The sequence below is a fragment of the Pseudomonadaceae bacterium SI-3 genome, assembly GCA_004010935.1.
In the GTDB taxonomy this organism is placed as follows: domain Bacteria; phylum Pseudomonadota; class Gammaproteobacteria; order Pseudomonadales; family Pseudomonadaceae; genus Stutzerimonas.
In genome coordinates this window covers 1,580,222-1,596,486 of sequence record CP026511.1, presented here as the reverse complement: position 1 = coordinate 1,596,486, position 16,265 = coordinate 1,580,222, and the positions used below count along the sequence as shown (strand labels likewise).

The 16,265-nt window shown below is 57.4% G+C and carries 14 protein-coding genes, 1 tRNA gene and 1 pseudogene; 4 read left to right on the top strand and 12 right to left on the bottom strand.

The genetic code is table 11. The annotated features are described in order from the left end of the window. Positions 1–13: 13 nt before the first annotated feature. The 8 genes from C1896_07730 to C1896_07695 form a co-directional block, all read right to left on the bottom strand. Positions 14–1,099, bottom strand: coding sequence for a nuclease (locus C1896_07730; GenBank protein AZZ44813.1), 1,086 nt, complete (start codon positions 1,097–1,099; stop codon positions 14–16). A gap of 16 nt (positions 1,100–1,115) precedes the next feature. Then, complete coding sequence (locus C1896_07725; GenBank protein ID AZZ44812.1) at positions 1,116–2,738, bottom strand: restriction endonuclease subunit S; 1,623 nt, start codon at positions 2,736–2,738, stop codon at positions 1,116–1,118. After that, positions 2,735–3,703, bottom strand: coding sequence for a hypothetical protein (locus C1896_07720; GenBank protein ID AZZ44811.1), 969 nt, complete (start codon positions 3,701–3,703; stop codon positions 2,735–2,737). The genes C1896_07725 and C1896_07720 overlap by 4 nt, the downstream gene beginning before the upstream one ends. After that, positions 3,700–5,166, bottom strand: a complete 1,467-nt coding sequence (locus C1896_07715; protein AZZ44810.1) for a DNA methyltransferase — start codon at positions 5,164–5,166, stop codon at positions 3,700–3,702. The genes C1896_07720 and C1896_07715 overlap by 4 nt, the downstream gene beginning before the upstream one ends. A gap of 2 nt (positions 5,167–5,168) precedes the next feature. After that, a complete protein-coding gene (locus C1896_07710; protein AZZ44809.1) occupies positions 5,169–6,131 on the bottom strand; it encodes an HNH endonuclease in 963 nt (320 codons plus the stop codon). A gap of 410 nt (positions 6,132–6,541) precedes the next feature. Next, on the bottom strand, positions 6,542–8,905 hold the full coding sequence (locus tag C1896_07705; GenBank protein AZZ44808.1) for a restriction endonuclease: 2,364 nt from the start codon (positions 8,903–8,905) through the stop codon (positions 6,542–6,544). A 271-nt stretch (positions 8,906–9,176) separates the two neighbouring features. Next, complete coding sequence (locus C1896_07700) at positions 9,177–9,824, bottom strand: peptidase M15 (GenBank protein ID AZZ44807.1); 648 nt, start codon at positions 9,822–9,824, stop codon at positions 9,177–9,179. A gap of 83 nt (positions 9,825–9,907) precedes the next feature. After that, positions 9,908–10,096 (bottom strand): hypothetical protein, encoded by a 189-nt coding sequence (locus C1896_07695; GenBank protein ID AZZ44806.1) that lies wholly within the window; start codon positions 10,094–10,096, stop codon positions 9,908–9,910. 38 nt (positions 10,097–10,134) lie between these two features. Here C1896_07695 and C1896_07690 point away from each other — a divergent pair, with 38 nt between their 5' ends. Continuing rightward, on the top strand, positions 10,135–11,088 hold the full coding sequence (locus C1896_07690; protein AZZ44805.1) for an ADP-ribosylglycohydrolase: 954 nt from the start codon (positions 10,135–10,137) through the stop codon (positions 11,086–11,088). Positions 11,089–11,297: 209 nt separating this feature from the next. Here the strand turns inward: C1896_07690 and C1896_07685 are convergent, their stop codons facing one another. Further along, a complete protein-coding gene (locus C1896_07685; GenBank protein ID AZZ44804.1) occupies positions 11,298–11,564 on the bottom strand; it encodes a hypothetical protein in 267 nt (88 codons plus the stop codon). 617 nt (positions 11,565–12,181) lie between these two features. Between C1896_07685 and C1896_07680 the strand changes: the two genes are divergently transcribed. Continuing rightward, positions 12,182–12,574: a hypothetical protein gene (locus tag C1896_07680; GenBank protein AZZ44803.1), complete on the top strand. Its 393-nt coding sequence runs from the start codon at positions 12,182–12,184 to the stop codon at positions 12,572–12,574. Here the strand turns inward: C1896_07680 and C1896_07675 are convergent. Further along, the gene (locus C1896_07675; GenBank protein ID AZZ44802.1) at positions 12,498–12,779 is read right to left on the bottom strand and encodes a hypothetical protein; all 282 of its coding nucleotides are present in this window, start codon (positions 12,777–12,779) and stop codon (positions 12,498–12,500) included. The genes C1896_07680 and C1896_07675 overlap by 77 nt on opposite strands. On the opposite strand from C1896_07675, the gene C1896_07670 reads away from it, so the two are divergent. Together C1896_07670 and C1896_07665 are read left to right on the top strand one after the other, a co-directional pair. After that, positions 12,778–13,928 (top strand): IS3 family transposase gene (locus tag C1896_07670; protein AZZ44801.1). Its coding sequence is split into 2 segments (ribosomal slippage): positions 12,778–13,021 and positions 13,021–13,928, totalling 1,152 coding nucleotides; the frame shifts between segments, so codons are not numbered across the junction. The genes C1896_07675 and C1896_07670 overlap by 2 nt on opposite strands. A gap of 20 nt (positions 13,929–13,948) precedes the next feature. Further along, positions 13,949–14,641 (top strand): annotated as a pseudogene (locus C1896_07665) (IS3 family transposase). A gap of 431 nt (positions 14,642–15,072) precedes the next feature. On the opposite strand, the gene C1896_07660 reads toward C1896_07665, so the two are convergent. After that, positions 15,073–15,162 (bottom strand) — tRNA-Ser (locus C1896_07660). Positions 15,163–15,285: 123 nt separating this feature from the next. After that, a complete protein-coding gene (locus tag C1896_07655) occupies positions 15,286–16,155 on the bottom strand; it encodes a phosphoribosylaminoimidazolesuccinocarboxamide synthase (protein AZZ44800.1) in 870 nt (289 codons plus the stop codon). Between the last annotated feature and the right edge of the window lie 110 nt (positions 16,156–16,265).

Here is a 16,265-nt window from a genome sequence, read left to right as displayed (position 1 = left end):
AGCAATTCGCGAATCAGGCTTTCACGCCGAAGCGTTCTTTCAATCGGTCCACCGTCCAGCGCCACTTCGGGGTGGTTGGGCGGCAGATAGTGTTCTGGTTGCCGAACAGGCCGACTTCCTTGATGGCTTCGTTCAGCGGCAGGCTGAACAGCCACTCCACCGACAAGAAGTACTCACAACGTTCCGGGTCATCGGCCAGATCGCGGTGATAATTAGCGCCGTTGAGCAGCTCCAGTGCCGGTACCTCGTTGCCCTGATAGGGAATACGAAACTCAAGGGCCGGGGTGGCATGGCCGGTAACCTGCGCAACGCCGACATATCCGGCACCGGGTACGTTGACCCAGATACGGTCGCCAGGGCTGAGCACCTTCAGGCTGTTGCTGTACCAGCTGCCGCCACCACCGCAGATGAAGCCAAACTGCCGTGCCTCGGGCCAAGAGCGGCTCGGGCCGTGGCCGAAGGAGCAGTAGAACTCGCCGTTCCAGGGTTCGCTGGTCGTGCCGGGCTTGGCGACTGCGGTGGGTTGTGGCGTTTCGGCAGGGTCGAGCAGCCAGGCGCGGCTGATCAGTTGCTGCTCGCCCAGCTGGAACACCTGGAAGCACAGCACATTGATCGCGATATCACGCTCGCTGAGGTAGCTGACGATGCGCTCGCTGCTGGCATCCAGCTCGGCGGCAACGATGACGATCTGATGGCTTTGATTGAGCGACTCGATATCCAGCGGCGCCCCGAAACGCGCCTGGAAATCAGCAGCCAGATCGCCCTGCGGCTTGAAGCGCTGATAAATGGCGGCAATCTCGTCCGCCTCAAGATGCTCGACCCAGGCGGCATAGTCCAGCGCCTGTGCCACCACCTCGCGAGGGGTGCGGTCGCGTTTGAGTTCGATCAGCACGAGCGAGGCATCCGGCGCCAGCGCCAGCAGGTCGATGCGACCACCATAGCCGGTGCTTTCCTGCTGACCGATCAGCAGCCAGTCCTCCGAAACCAATGCCGGTGCTGCGACGATCATATTCTCGAGCAACTGCTCGCTGACTAACCGCGCCGCCTTGAGGGCTACGGGCTGCGCGCCGACAGTCCAGACTTGCGTGCGAATAGGCATCCCTGCACTCCTTCGTTTAGGCCACGGCCTGCTCGACCAATGCGGTGGCCAGCTGTTCGTTGAGTCGACGAGCCTGGGTCAGGCGGGTTTTTAACTGGTCGCAGAGGACCATAAGTTGGTTGAGCTTGGCGACAATCCGGCGTTGTTCCGCGAGTGGGGGAATGGCTAACACGATGGGGTATATCTTTCGACCAGAAATTACAGGTTGCGCAGTAGCATTTTCTTGCTCTTTAAGGTTCGTCCCTTTAAGGAGCCAAAAGAGAAAACTCTTATCGATATTTCTCTCTGAAAATCTAACAATCAGAGCATTATCCGTAACCCAAGCACTCGCCGGCGTTAGATGTATGGATCCGCAGTAGTAACCTACGCGACCGATAACTAGGGTTTCCTTTTCAACGTTCTGTCTATCATGGTGACCAGTAACTCCATTACCGCCATAGACAGGGACACTGCCCTCGGTATTCATTTTTGCAGATACAAGACCATCTCCAGAGGAGACTGAAACTATCTGTTGAAGTCGAACCCACTCCCAGCCTGCAGGAAGCTCGAACTTTTTTTCCGAACCGTCGATTTCTCTAAGTTCGACCTGACTTTTCGATCTGCGCGAGCCTTCCCTGTCCAGCCGCTCCACGGCTATGCGCTGAAGCAATTCACTGGCTGGCTCATCATTGGGGTCTTGCGGTACCAGTTTGCCCATCACGGCCAGTTGCAGCAGGGTTTGCTTCAGGGCGTCGATGCTGGATTCGGTGGTGAACAGGGTGTGGAAATGCGCGGCCAGGCGCTGCCAGCTGGCGGCGAAGTCTTCGGCATCGGCGGCCTGAGTCAGGCTGTGCAGCAGCGCCTGCATGAGAAGGGCGTGGGCGCTTTTGGCATCGACCTGCTGGGCTTCCAAACGGTCGCAGAGGGCCATCAGCTCATCGACTTTGGCGACGATGCGGTGTTGTTCGGCGAGTGGGGGAAGCGGAATTAGTCCACTGAAAAACTGACCGTCATTGATGGCTGGGTACGCAATGCCCATTTGTACAGACTCAACGTACCTCACAAAAACCGGGCTTCTTAAATACCAGAGAAAATATCTTGCAGGCATCTCCAAGTAGGGGTGGATGATGGCGAACGCAGTGCTGGCAATTGGTTCCTGCTCGTATGCTTCGTCAATCACAGCAACGTTCAGAAGGTATGGTCGAATAGTTGAGTAAATCACTGTTCCTGGCTGAACTACTTTACGCGCTCGCGATGGCGCACCCTCAGCCATTAGAACTTGGGGGGTACTGATCCTTCCAGCGGCATTATCAACAGCACCAACGTCGATATATGTGAATGATTTGTCCGGGGTTTTCTGGCCCCAATCATGGCCAACAGCGGCTATGCGAACCCACTCCCAGTTGGTAGGTAAGTCAAACGGCTTCTCCTCTTCGCCAATTTCAGCCAGTGGCTTCTGCTTCTTGATCTTCCCCTCAGCCACCAAGCGCGCTTTTTCCTCGGCAATCCGCTTTAGTAACTCACTGGCCGGCTCATCATTCGGGTCTTGTGGTACCAACTTGCCGCGCACCGCCAGCTCCAGAATCAGCTCACGCAGCTTTTTGATGCCATTAGGTGCACCGGCCAGCAGCGGCAGGTTGTCGGTCAGCAGAGCGGTCATGGGCGATTTTCCGGGGCAAGCATGTTCATGATCAGGCGGATCAGGGTGTCTTTCTGTGGGGGGGCGGATTCGGCGACGAGCAGGGTCAGGGCTGCCAGACCGGTGTCATTGATCACGGCATTGCCCTCAGCATCGAGCAGGCGGCCGTTGCGGTGCAGGAAGTCGACGAAGAGATAGGCGCCGCTGCGTTTGTTGCCATCGGCGAAGGGATGATTCTTGACCACGAAATACAGCAGGTGCGCCGCTTTGCTCTCCAGGCTCGGGTAGGCCGGCTCGCCGAAAACGCTTTGTTCGAGGTTACCGAGCAATGCAGCCAGGCCATCGCCGCGTTCGCGGGCGAACAGGTCGCTGGCTTCACCACGGGCCATCAGCTGTGCTTTGAGTTCGGCCAGCTGTCGGCGCGCCTGGGTTGCATCGGGCAATTCACCGCCGGGGCTGCCGGTGGGCTCGGTGAGCAGGCCTTCGTCGTAGCGCTGCAGCCAGAGGAAGGTCTGAGTGTAGCGGCTGACGATTTCCACCAGCCCACGCCCGCCGGCTTCGCCCAGTTCGGGCGTGCGAGCGGCCTTGCGCACCAGTTCCAGCGCCGCTTCCAGTTCGCGGGCGTTGGCCTCGAAACGTTCGCGGTTGAGACTGTAGCCGCGGGTCAGGTGCTGCTTGAGTACCTGATTGGCCCACTGGCGAAAGCGTGTACCTTCACGAGACTTCACCCGGTAGCCGAGGGAGATGATCACGTCGAGGTTGTAAAAGGCCACCGGCTTGTCGGAGCCAGCAATGTGCAGATTTTGCACATTGCTTTCACGCTCCAGCTCACCCTCTTCAAAGATGTTGCGGATATGCCGGCCGATCACGGTGCGGTCACGGCCGAACAGCTCGGCCAGTTGCTCCTGGCGCAACCATACGCTGTCGTGCTCGACGGTGACGGCGATCTGGCCGCTGGCACTTTCGTAGATGGCGACGTCGCTCATGGCCGCTCCAGCGCCTCGGCCAGCACGGCCTTGAGCTGGTCGCGCAGCTGGCTGATTTCGCCTTGCAGCTGCGCGTAATCACGCAGCAGCTGTTCCGGGTCGTGGCTGATCTGCTCGCCGACATGGGGGTTCTTGCAGTCGAGGTTCCAGTTGCGAGCTTTCAGTTCATCCAGGCTGACCTTCCAGGCGAACTCGTTTTCCACGCGTGCGGCAAAGCCATCGGCCTCACTGCCCCACCACGCCTCTTCCACGGCGAACTCTTCTATGCGCATGGGGCGCGTCTTGGAGTAGTTCTTCACGCCGGCTGGGTACTGGTGCTCGTAGAACCACACCTCTTTGGTCGGTGTGCCTTTGGTGAAGAACAGCAGGTTGGTCTTGATGCCGGTGTAGGGGTTGAATACGCCGTTGGGCAGGCGAACGATGGTGTGCAGGTTGCACTCGGTGAGCAGCTTTTCCTTGATGCGGCTTTTGATGCCTTCGCCGAACAGGAAGCCATCGGGCAGCACCACCGCAGCGCGGCCGCCATCTTTCAGCAGGTGCATGATCAGTACGAGGAACAGGTCAGCGGTTTCACGGGTACGGAAGGCGGCCGGGAAATTGGTTTCGATACCGTCCTCTTCCATGCCGCCGAACGGCGGGTTGGCGACGATGCAGTCGACACGCTCCTTCGGCCCCCAGCTGATCAGCGGACGCGCCAGGGTGTTGTCGTGGCGGATCTGGTTCGGCACTTCGATGCCGTGGAGGATCATGTTGGTGGTGGCCAGCAGGTGCGGCAGCGGCTTCTTCTCCACACCGTAGATGCTTGCCTGCAGGGTGCGCTCGTCCTCTGCGGTTTTTACATAGCGGCTGCGCTTGTGCTCGATGGTGCAGGTGAGAAAGCCGCCGGTGCCGCAGGCCGGGTCCATGACCTTCTCGTCGAGCTTGGGGTCGACCATGCGCACCATGAACTCGGTGACCGGGCGCGGGGTGTAGAACTCCCCGGCGTTGCCGGCGTTCTGCAGGTCACGCAGCAGCTGTTCGTAGAGATTGCCGAACTCGTGGCGTTCCTGAGCCTTGTTGAAGTCCACGCCCTGCTGGATCTTGTTGATCACCTGGCGCAGCAGCTGGCCGGATTTCATGTAGTTGTAGGCATCTTCGAACACGCTGCGCACCACGAACGCCGACGGCGTGTTGCTGTACTCATGCAGGTTCTGTAGCTGGGGGAACAGGTTGTTGTCGATGAAGTCCTTCAGCGCGTCGCCCGTCATGCCTTCCGGGTCGGAAGCCCAGGTGCGCCAGCGGCAGCTTTCAGGAATGGGCGAGCGGTAGTTGTCGTCCATCAACTCCCATTCCAGCTCGCGGTCATCGAAGATCTTGAGAAACAGCAGCCAGACCAGCTGGCCGATGCGCTGGGCGTCGCCGTCGACACCCACGTCTTTGCGCATGATGTCCTGGATGGATTTGATGGTGGAGCTGATGGACATGCTTACTTCCTAAACAGATTGTCACGATGCCAGGCCAGGTATTCACGATGACGCGCATCGATCTGGCGCAGGCGAAGGTCGGAGGTGATATTCAGCGCTCGAGCGCTGTCTGGGTCCAGGTCCTCGCCAAGGAGAATCTGCCCGAAGTCGTCGAAACTGATCAGGCCCTGGTCGAAAGCCAGGTCGAGGTTTGGTGTCAGCAGGAGCCCGTTGAACGGGTCGAGCCGCTCTGCCCCACTGGCGACGCGCCAAGGTTTAATGTGTGACGCGCGCAACAGCATCGGTACGCAGCAGTCGGTGACGGCACAGCCGCCCCAATACCCAAGCAGTTCATCGCGATAGCCGCTTTGACCGACACGCGCCTTGATCAAGGCGTCGCGTTCGGTGTCTGTCAGCGCGATGTCTTCTGGTAGAACCTGAGCTAACTCAGCGAAGTGCTCCGTATTCGAAACCAGCGTCCGCGGCTCGCCTAGTAACTGGTCCACCAGCACCAGCAAGGCCGCGCTGCTGTGGAACCCTACATCCACACCATAGGCAATGTCGCTTGCCCCTCCGTTGCGCCGCTTTGGAAAGCCGCGCAGATTGCTGTTGTGGTAGTAGCGGGTATGCCCCCTTGCGATACCGGGCTGCGATATCAGGTTTAGTACGACAGCCTCGTATTGTGGATGAAGCACGAGAGGCGCTTGCAGGCGAGCGTGGATACTGCTGCTTTGCTTGACGTACACAGGGGACGCCAAGCCTGGATGATCCAGGCGGATCACTTTGAGACCCGATTGGGCAGGTTTCGTGAACCCTCGCTGCTGCAAAGTCGTAATGACTTCGTTAATGCTAAGCATGCCGACATCCGGGGTCGGTACTGCTTGCTTTGCTACTGACTGCAGCTCGCTTAAACGCGGTGCTTCGTTGGACGCTTCGCCCGATATCCATCCCATTTGCTGCAGTGCTGCCTTAACCTCTGGGTACATGCAGGCTCTGCTTTCCCCTGTTTCGGGATCATCATCAAATCCAGCAATGGCATAAACCTTCCACTTCGGGCTTGGAATACCCAGTGCCGCGATGAGCTTGCCACCTAATCGTCCATATTGATTATTCGCTACCTGAAAGCTGGTTTTTCCTACCAAGGTAGCCAATTGCGTCATCGTGCATGCGTGCCCGGGAAAGCGAGCGTGCGCGATGAGCATGTCACGCTGTAGTGCTGTTATTTCTTGCTCGATAGAACGCAACGCACGGACATATTCGTCCGTGCCGGGAGGTGAAATTCCACGTAGTGAGGAACCTCTGGGCGCTGATGCCATTTGTATTTCCAAAGAAGGCTGCAAGTCGGTTACGTTTTAAGTGGGCTGTCGCTTACCCACAGCACGGCTGACTGAAGGCATCAAGAGCCATACAACTCAGCCTCTAGATCGTGAATGGCTTGCTGATAGCCAGGCTTTCCGCCAAAGGCCCTCACCAGCTCGACAGGCGCACCTAACTGACTGAAAGGATCAAGCTGCAAGATCTTTATGTCTTCAATGTGCTCAATACCCGTATCGGCGTACTTGTCGAGCAACGCCTCGAGCACCTGACGCGCAGCGCCGGAGTATTTGGCGAAGTAGTTGCGCTTCTTTACCTGGTCGGCTCGCTCGCGACGAGACAGGGCAGGCTGGTCGAAAGCGACGTGGCAGATCAGATCGAACGGATCCAACAGCTTGCCCTGTTTCTTTTCCACTTCTTCGGCCAGGGCTTCCCACATCACGCCCTGAGCAGCCAGCTCGTCAATGATCGCCTTCTTCTGCTCCGCGTCGCTCCAGCGCCGGAGAAAATCATCCAGCGAGGCAAACTGCTTGTGCACACAGGTGCGGGTGTAGTCGTTCAGCGACTCGGTGATGAGCCGGCCGTCCGGGCCGTAGTACTGCACGCGCTCGGCAATGACGTAGATCGGGATGCTGTCGATGACGTACTTGATGCGTTTCTTACCGCCATCATCACCTGTGAATTCCAGATCGCCAGCCTCGGCTTCGCCGCCTGCGGTAATCCCGTCACCTTCCAGCAGGTCATTAGGCGGGACCGGAGGCTCATCGCCTGAGGGGGCGTAGATCACAACGGGATCGCCATCGAATGCCGGATCGGCAAACAGCTCAGTGGCCTTCTTGAAGTCCATGATGGTGAACCAGTATTTGCCAAAATCCTCGTTGATGCGGGTGCCGCGGCCGATGATCTGCTTGAACTCGGTCATGGATTTTATGTGCTGATCGAGCACCACCAGCTTGCACGTTTGGGCATCGACGCCGGTTGTCATCAGCTTGCTGGTGGTGGCGATGACTGGGTAGCGCGACTCTGGGTCGATGAAGTTATCCAGTTCGGCCTTGCCTTCCTGATCATCCCCGGTAATGCGCATAACGTACTTGCGGTTTTCGGCAACGCGCTCCGGATTCAGATTTACCAACGCCTGACGCATGCGCTCGGCGTGATTGATGTCGTCACAGAAAATTATGGTCTTCTGGAATGGATCTGTGGCTTTCAGGAACTGGGTGACCTTCTGGGCTACCAGCTGGGTGCGCGCCTCGATCACCAGGGTGCGATCCATATCCTTGAGGTTGTAGATGCGGTCTTCGATCAGCTCGCCGTTCTTGTCGAGCATGCCCTTGGGCGGCCGCCAGCCTTGCAGGTCCTTGTCGAAGTCGATGCGCACCACTTTGTAGGGCGCGAGGAAGCCGTCGTCGATACCTTGCTTCAAGGTGTAGCTGTACACCGGGTCACCGAAGTAGGTGATGCTGGAAACCTCTTTGGTCTCCTTCGGCGTCGCCGTAAGGCCGATGTGAGTAGCCCCGGAGAAGTATTCGAAGATCTCGCGCCAGGCCGAATCCTCCGCTGCGCTGCCGCGGTGGCATTCGTCGATCACGATCAGGTCGAAGAAGTCGCGGGAGAACTGCTTGTAGACGTTCTGCTCTTCCTCGGCGCCGGTCACGGCCTGATACAGCGATAGGTAGATCTCGTAGGACGTATCAATCTGCCGCTTGGCGATCTTGGTCATCGCTGCGCCAAAGGGCTTGAAATCGTTGTTTTTGGTCTGGTCGACGAGGATATTGCGGTCGGCCAGAAAGAGGATGCGTTTCTTCTGCTTCGACTTCCACAGCCGCCAGATAATCTGGAAGGCGGTGTAGGTCTTGCCGGTACCGGTAGCCATGACCAACAGAATGCGATCCTGCCCGCGAGCGACGGCCTCAACGGTGCGGTTGATGGCGTTGGTCTGGTAGTAACGCGGCATCCGCCCTGAGCCGTCGTCGTAATACGGCGCCTCGGCCTTCTGACGGGCATCGCCTTCCAGCCCCTTCCAGCGGCAATAGCGCTGCCATAGTTCGGCGGGACTTGGGAACTGGCCGAGCTTCAGCTCCGTTTCGACCTGATCCCCCGTGCCGCTGCGGTCATGGAACAAAAAGCCATCGCCGTTACTGGAGAACACGAAGGGCACGTCCAGCGCTTCGGCATATCCCAGCGCCTGCTGCATACCCGAGCCCAGGGAGTGCTTGTTGTCCTTCGCCTCAATAACCGCGATCGGCAGGTTGGTCTGGTGGTAAAGAATATAGTCAGCTCGGCGTGATTCTCCGCGGCTATGCAGCTTGCCGCGCACGATGATGCGCCCTTTGGTGAAGCTGACTTCCTCACGGACTTGTTTCTGCATGTCCCATCCCGCCATCGCAACGGCCGGGGAGATGAATTTGCTGCAGATGTCCCGTTCGGATAAAGACTTCTTGTCCATGCACCAGTCCTAAAACGATACCAATACGGATGCCCTAGCTAAGGCAATTCACAGCGAGCCGGACCGCAGCTAACGTCCTTGAAAAACGCGCCGAAGGTCGTCCTTGAGAGGTTATGCAGCACCGCCAGGGTGTCAGCGATGGCCACAATATCTTTGTGCTATCACCGGGTAAAGCTACAACCTGCACCGTCCGCCAAACGGAGCCATCCAGCGCTGCCCTGATGCCAGCGTCGACCGAAGCTCAGGGGGCTTTCTGCATCAGCTAGTTCGATCACGCCAAGCTGGCTAACCAAGGGCGAATGATAGCCTTACGCTCATCCAGCCTGAGCGTGGCGACACCCTCCTTAACCAACGCCTTCTTGTCTCCGGTATGAGGGTTGACCACATAAGTATTTATGTTCGGCAGCGTGTTCGGATTGCCGGTCCACCGCAAGTTGAACGCCGCCATTTTTGGAAACCAGAACTGACTAGCGTAAGGCAAGTTGTCGTGAATCCACCAAGCCAACGGCGTCCAATCCTGGTGTTCCTCATACCACGGTAACAAGGCCGGGACGACGAGACAGGCTGTGGCACCAAGGTAGCCATCAGCGTCCAGGTAGTCCCAAATATGTCCGCCATAGTTGCTCTCATTCGAGGCGCACCTATATTGGTTTCCCTTATCAGCCCCTCTCGCATTCACTGCTGGAGCGCGATAAGCGGAGCGAATGCAAATCCGACCGAAACGATCCTGGAGGGGCTCGAGCAACTGCTCGCAAAGCTGGCGGCCAGCCTCGACGGCGCGGTCTGGGTAATCAGGAACGTTAGCTATTCCTTCGATCTGAGAGATTTCCGAGTACAAAAAGTCTCGCATGAAGAAGTGTTTGGAGAGCCTGACGCGTCCGAGATCCTCTAAGGCGGCCACCGTAGACGGCTTTTTCATCTGCGTTCGCTCCTTGCTACCTAGTTAGTGTGCGCCTCGACGGTCTGACGCTGTCTTCGGTCCAATCAGATGGGGGTGAGCTGCTAATACGATATGTCCACCGAGAAGACACATCCAGTCTGGCTACGCATACAGGTAAAGTTTTCGAACGGCACCATCAGGGCTGCCTGCTGAGACAACAACCAAAATATGTTCATGTCAGGCAGACCAGGCGACTGTATAAACTTAAATCTTACGAGCCTTCCAAAATCAAAAAGCGGCTTGTCTGCCATAGCACTTGGCGGGCCGCATTCTTAGGAGGATGTAGCGAATGGAATGGAGTCTCGAGCGATTCGAGGGATGTTTGTTGGGCCTTGCCTGTGGTGACGCAGTCGGGGCTGCGGTGGAGTTTTTGCCCCGCGGTAAATTTGCACCAGTTACCGGGCTAACCGGCGGCGGAAAGTTTCGCCTGAATAAAGGCGAGTGGACTGACGACACGGCTATGGCCCTGTGCTTGGGTGAAAGCCTAATCGAGTGCAATGGATTCGATCCAATTGACCAGATGCAGCGCTACTGGCGCTGGGCTAATGAGGGCCATAATTCATGCCGCTCTCATGCATTTGGCATCGGCAAGACGGTCGCCGCCGCTCTTGTTCGGTTCCAAAAAACGGGAGAGCCCTACAGTGGTGCGACCGACTCTGCGTCCTCCGGCAATGGATCCCTGATGCGCCTGGCGCCTATCCCAATGTATTTCGCACGCCGACCTAAAGACGCTATTGATTTCGCCGCGCTGAGCTCAAGGACTACGCATGCCTCCGCAGAGTGCTTGGCGTGCTGCCAGTACTTCACTCTGGTATTACTCAGGGCTTTAGCTGGTGAGCAGGACAAGGCAAGCCTGTTCCCAGGCGAAGTTGACTTCGAGATGCCCGACTCCACGTCGCGGATCATGGCCCAGCGATTCAAAAACCTGAACGTGGACGAAATCGTTGGATCCGGCTATGTCGTGGAAAGTTTAGAAGCTGCCCTGTGGTGTTTCTGGCACACCGAGTCATGCGAAGCGGCCATCCTGGCTGCGGCTAATCTGGGTGATGACGCAGACACGACCGCAGCTATCTGCGGCCAACTGGCGGGAGCCTACTACGGCACCAGCGGCATACCTCATGATTGGATCAGTAGCCTGTACCGGGGACCCCACCTTCGCATGGTGGCACAGAGGCTGGCTGGCCTCGCACGACATAGAACGGATGGGCGCCAAGGACCGGGACTTACCGTTGGCCGTATTTGAGTATCGACGTTTGCGTTCGGAGGTCCGCAATCGGATCAAATGAATCCGACTGTGACAATAGCGACGACCTACGTAAACCATCGCTCGAGCCCCTGCGACCCGCCTGCGGCAGAAATACCATTAGTGGAAATCCGTCGCGGTTGTCGCAAGAACGAACTTAACCTAATCAGAGTCACGGGCGCCGCCAGTATAGGCAACTACCGTAGCGCTTACAAAGCCAGCTTGGTTAACAATACAGTTACAGCTGAAACGCTAAGCACCAGCGCAAAGGCAATACCAAACGGGATAATGACCTTCCGCCAAGGATGCTTAGCATCAGCGTGCCGTCGCCTTATCTCCAATAGCTCCGCTTCGGCTAGCAACTTCGAGCTTTCAAGGCTTAGCCGGTTCACCTCTTCCATCAAGTTCAAATTTTCATTTGGCAATGCCTCTCCCCGACCACGCTCCGACTCGCACGTATCTAGGCTTGCGCTCATGGATGTCTCCTTTTGTACTGTTCATCGCGCCGCGGTGAGGTGGCAACCAGCGATAGCAGATTGCTCTGTGGAAAGCCTAGCGACAAGCGACCTGACATCGCCGATGCCCCATAGGTCGCAAACAAGCTGTAAACAATGCAGCACCGCTGCGGTAGCGTGCAATGAAGAAGCATCGGCCCCTGGCGTCCGGCTTGGTTGTACGGCTGAGTCTGCATTTGATGACTGTAACCGCTGAAGATAGATACATCGTCCGCACCGCCAACTTCAACCATTTTGCGACCAATACGCGCGCGAGGCGTCAGCTTGGGCGCGCAGGCTAGCGGAATGAGCCTGTCTTACCAATATAATCAGCTAAAAGGCGCGCACCATGCCTGCTGTCGATTTCACTAATAGAACAAACCACGCGAATTACCGCTGATCAAACACTAGGGGGAGATATGAACGCTTCAGACGAGCCGGCAGCATCGATGGTTAAAAACCCTTTAAATTCGCCAGTCGCCCCTGATCAAGATTATTTGCCCTTACCGCCGATCATTTGCCGGATACCGCCAATTGAACGAGCCCCCTGAAAGACAGGACACCGTTTCCCCCTTACGATAAGGGATAGGCAAACGGTTATGTTTATGACTAATAGCAACGATAAGAGTGGGGAGCTTTTGGGTCGGGAGCGGCGGCGCCGCTGGAGCCCTGAGCAAAAGCTGACCATGGTTCGAGAGAGCCTTGAGCCCGGGCAGAGCGTTTCGTTGGTGGCTCGGCGTAACGGCATCAATGCCAACCAACTATTCCTGTGGCGCAAGCTTTACCAAGACGGCAGTTTGTCGGCGGTCAGTGCTGGCGAAGCCGTGGTACCTGCCTCCGAGCTGAGCGATGCGCTCAAGCAGATCCGTGAACTGCAACGGATGCTGGGCAAGAAAACGATGGAAGCAGAAATCCTCAAAGAGGCCGTGGAGATCGCCCGGTCGCGAAAATGGATTGCGCACTCACCCTTGTTGCCGGGGGACGACCAGTGAAGCTGGTCAGCGAATGTCTCGGTGTGGCGCGCTCGCAATTAACGGTTCGAATCAAGCAATCGGCATCCCCCAAAGTACGGCGGAGCAGGCCTGTGAACGATGCTGATCTGGTAGTTGAAATCCAGCAACAGGTCAGCGAACTGAATCGCCCCTGGTTTCGTAGACACCTCCAGGCCTCATAATACGGCCCACTAGGAGGTGCCATGAGCAACCCGCGTTATCCCGAAGAATTCAAAATCGAAGCAGTCAAACAGGTGACCGAACGAGGTCTGCCAGTGGCGGAGGTAGCTGCTCGTTTGGGCATGTCGACCCACAGCCTGTATGCCTGGGTGAAGCGCTACAGCAAGCCCCAAGAGCAGCGAGCGCAAGAAGACGATCAACACGCTGAGTTACGTCGCCTGCGTGCCGAACTCAAGCGCGTGACCGAAGAGCGAGACATCCTAAAAAAGGCCGCCGCGTACTTTGCCAAGGAGTGCGGCTGAAGTACGCCTTCATCAATCAGTTATCCGCAGACTATTCGGTTCGCCGCCTGTGCCTGACCCTGAAAGTACATGCCAGCGGTTACTACGCGTGGCTGGCTGAACCGAAGTCGGCACGAGCCAAGGATGATCAACGCCTGCTTGGACTAATCAAGCACGCGTGGCTAGAGAGCGGCGGTGTGTACGGCTACCGCAAAATCCACGACGACCTGCGTGAGCTTGGAGAAGCATGCGGCAAGCATCGTGTTGCTCGACTGATGCGCTTGGAAGGGCTGCGCTCACAGACAGGGTATCGCCGCCGACCGGGCCGCTATGGTGGTAAGCCTCCAGCGGCTTCACCGAATCATCTTGAGCGTCGATTCAATGTCACCGAGCCCAACAAAGTCTGGGTTACGGACATCACCTACATCCGCACCTATGAGGGTTGGTTATTTTTGGCGGTGGTGCTCGATCTGTTTTCGCGGCAGGTAATCGGTTGGTCGATGAAGCCACAGATGACCAGCGATTTGGCTATTGATGCATTGCTGATGGCGGTTTGGCGGCGTAAGCCAAACCAAGAGGTGATGATTCACTCAGACCAAGGTAGTCAGTTCAGCAGCGGTGACTGGCAGAGTTTCCTGAAAGCCAACAACTTGCTTGGCAGCATGAGTCGACGTGGCAACTGCCATGACAATGCGGTGGCGGAAAGCTTTTTCCAGCTGCTGAAGCGGGAGCGGATCAGGCGAAAGATCTACAGCACCAGACAGGATGCTCGCGCTGATGTTTTCGATTACATCGAGATGTTCTACAACCCAAAACGCCGGCACGGTTTCAACAATCAGCTGTCGCCGGTAGAGTTTGAAAAGCGCTATTTCCAGAGCCTGGAGAGTGTCTAGAAAACCTGGGGCGATTCAAACTTCCCAGCTACGGCTACCGCCGCGTCTGGGGATTGCTGCGTCGCGCCCGTGAAACCCAGTCGCTACCGGCGATCAATGTGAAGCGGGTTTACCGGGTCATGCGTGATCACAACTTGCTGCTTGAGCGCCGCATCAAACAGCCCGGTGTGCCGCGTCGGCACGAAGGCCGTATTGCGGTGGAAGCCAGCGATACGCGTTGGTGCTCGGACGGCTTTGAGTTCCGTTGCGAGGACGGCGCCAAACTGAGCGTGACCTTCGCCCTGGATTGCTGTGATCGCGAAGCCATCGGCTGGGTCGCGAGCCCGACCGGGTACAGCGGCGATGATATCCGCGATTTGATGCTGGAAAGCGTGGAGAAGCGCTTTGGTGATCAACTGCCCGCCACGCCGGTGCAATGGCTAAGCGACAACGGCTCGGCGTACACCGCCGAACAGACACGCCTGTTTGCTCGACAGATCGGCTTGCAGCCGGTGACCACCCCAGTTCGCAGCCCGCAAAGCAACGGCATGGCTGAGAGCTTCGTGAAGACGATCAAGCGTGACTACGTGGCGCACATGCCCAAACCGGATCGAGAAACGGCGCTGCGCAACCTGGCAATTGCCTTCGAGCATTACAACGAGCAGCATCCGCACAGCGCTTTGAAATACCGCTCGCCGAGGGAGTTCAGGCGCTTGGCAGCAGCATCAATTTAACGGGGAGTTGGTGTCCGGTTTTGTAGGGGCAAGTCCACCAATGCACGAGAAGCCCTACTCCACAGAATCTAGGGCCGTTGCCGCCTGGGTACGTCTAGAGCGTCGGATATGCAGCCTATCCTTCAGAAGGTCCTAGCCAGCAGAAACCAGCTCAGCGTGAATGGGCTTTAGGTAGGAGCCGATTACGCTCAATGCCGAATCCGCCACCTATCTGCGCTAAGGGACTCAGAATAAGTGACTGGGGAGGCGTTCATGCGTTTTTGATATAGAGGCGTCGGATAGCTTGGGTAGCACATCATGAAAGGTCGTAACTCCAAGTATGGCGTTTGGACTCGCTTGATGACGTGACGCTTAACTGGGGGAACAAATGGGGGAACAAAATTGCCCAGAAACGAAAAAGCCCCGTATTACGGGGCTTCGCGTAGCAATAATGGCGGAGAGATAGGGATTTGAACCCTAGGAACTGTTGCCAGTTCAACGGATTTCGAATCCGTCCCGTTCGGCCACTCCGGCATCTCTCCAGCGGCGCGCATCATAGCAGCTCGGTATATTTTGTCTAACCCCAACTGTTCAGATTTTTTAGCGGCGCCGTATCGTGATAGCCAGGCTGGCCGCAGTGATCAGCCCCGCCCGGTTGCCTCCAATCAGCTGGTCAGGCGCGTCAGCGCTTCACGGTATTTGTCGGCAGTCTTCTGCGCGACATCAGCAGGGACAGGCGGGGCTGGCGGCTCCTTGTTCCAGCCGGTGGATTCCAACCAGTCGCGGACAAACTGTTTGTCGAAGCTCGGCGGGTTGCTCCCTTCAGCGTAACTGTCTGCAGGCCAGAAGCGGCTGGAGTCGGGCGTAAGCACTTCATCCATCAGTGTCAGCTCGCCGTTTTCATCAAGGCCGAACTCGAATTTGGTATCGGCGATGATGATGCCCCGCGTTGCTGCGTACGCGACTGCTGCACTGTACAGCGCGATGGAGGTATCGCGCACCTTCGCCGCAAGCTCTTTACCGATAATGGCTTCGCACTGCTCGAAGGAGATGTTCTCGTCGTGATCGCCCACGGCCGCCTTGGTCGACGGCGTAAAGATCGGCTGCGGCAGCTTGGCCGCCTCTTTCAGGCCGGCTGGCAGCTTGATGCCGCAGACGGTTCCGTTTTGCTGGTACTCCTTCCAGCCTGAGCCAACGATATAGCCCCGCACGATGGCCTCGACTGCCACAGGCTTCAGACGCTTAGCCACAACTGCCCGCCCCTCTACCAGAGGCAGCTCCGCGGCAGATACAACGTCCTCGACCTTGTCGCCGGTGAAATGGTTAGGGACCAGCTGCGCAAGCTTGTCGAACCAGAAGTTGGAAATGGCGGTCAGGATCTTGCCTTTCTCCGGGATCGGTTCGGCTAGGATCACATCAAACGCGGAAAGCCGGTCGGTGGCGACCATCAGCATGCGCTTGTCGTCGATCTCGTACAGATCACGCACCTTGCCGGAATAGATTTTCTTCAGGCTGAGGGAATTGGGAGTGGTCATGGCGATTCTCGCGGTTGCCGAACCTACGCCGGCTTGCGCAACAGCGCAGCCGCAACGATTGGATCAGTCATCAAACGAAACAGGCGAAACCGAAAGGTTTCGCCTGACTT

Excerpts from the sequence above, each read along its gene's own strand:
- C1896_07730 (AZZ44813.1), bottom strand. The coding sequence starts at position 1,099 with ATGCCTATTCGCACGCAAGTCTGGACTGTCGGCGCGCAGCCCGTAGCC.
- C1896_07725 (AZZ44812.1), bottom strand. The coding sequence starts at position 2,738 with ATGACCGCTCTGCTGACCGACAACCTGCCGCTGCTGGCCGGTGCACCT.
- C1896_07720 (AZZ44811.1), bottom strand. The coding sequence starts at position 3,703 with ATGAGCGACGTCGCCATCTACGAAAGTGCCAGCGGCCAGATCGCCGTC.
- C1896_07715 (AZZ44810.1), bottom strand. The coding sequence starts at position 5,166 with ATGTCCATCAGCTCCACCATCAAATCCATCCAGGACATCATGCGCAAA.
- C1896_07710 (AZZ44809.1), bottom strand. The coding sequence starts at position 6,131 with ATGTACCCAGAGGTTAAGGCAGCACTGCAGCAAATGGGATGGATATCG.
- C1896_07705 (AZZ44808.1), bottom strand. The coding sequence starts at position 8,905 with ATGGACAAGAAGTCTTTATCCGAACGGGACATCTGCAGCAAATTCATC.
- C1896_07700 (AZZ44807.1), bottom strand. The coding sequence starts at position 9,824 with ATGAAAAAGCCGTCTACGGTGGCCGCCTTAGAGGATCTCGGACGCGTC.
- C1896_07695 (AZZ44806.1), bottom strand. The coding sequence starts at position 10,096 with ATGGCAGACAAGCCGCTTTTTGATTTTGGAAGGCTCGTAAGATTTAAG.
- C1896_07690 (AZZ44805.1), top strand. The coding sequence starts at position 10,135 with ATGGAATGGAGTCTCGAGCGATTCGAGGGATGTTTGTTGGGCCTTGCC.
- C1896_07685 (AZZ44804.1), bottom strand. The coding sequence starts at position 11,564 with ATGAGCGCAAGCCTAGATACGTGCGAGTCGGAGCGTGGTCGGGGAGAG.
- C1896_07680 (AZZ44803.1), top strand. The coding sequence starts at position 12,182 with ATGTTTATGACTAATAGCAACGATAAGAGTGGGGAGCTTTTGGGTCGG.
- C1896_07675 (AZZ44802.1), bottom strand. The coding sequence starts at position 12,779 with ATGGCACCTCCTAGTGGGCCGTATTATGAGGCCTGGAGGTGTCTACGA.
- C1896_07655 (AZZ44800.1), bottom strand. The coding sequence starts at position 16,155 with ATGACCACTCCCAATTCCCTCAGCCTGAAGAAAATCTATTCCGGCAAG.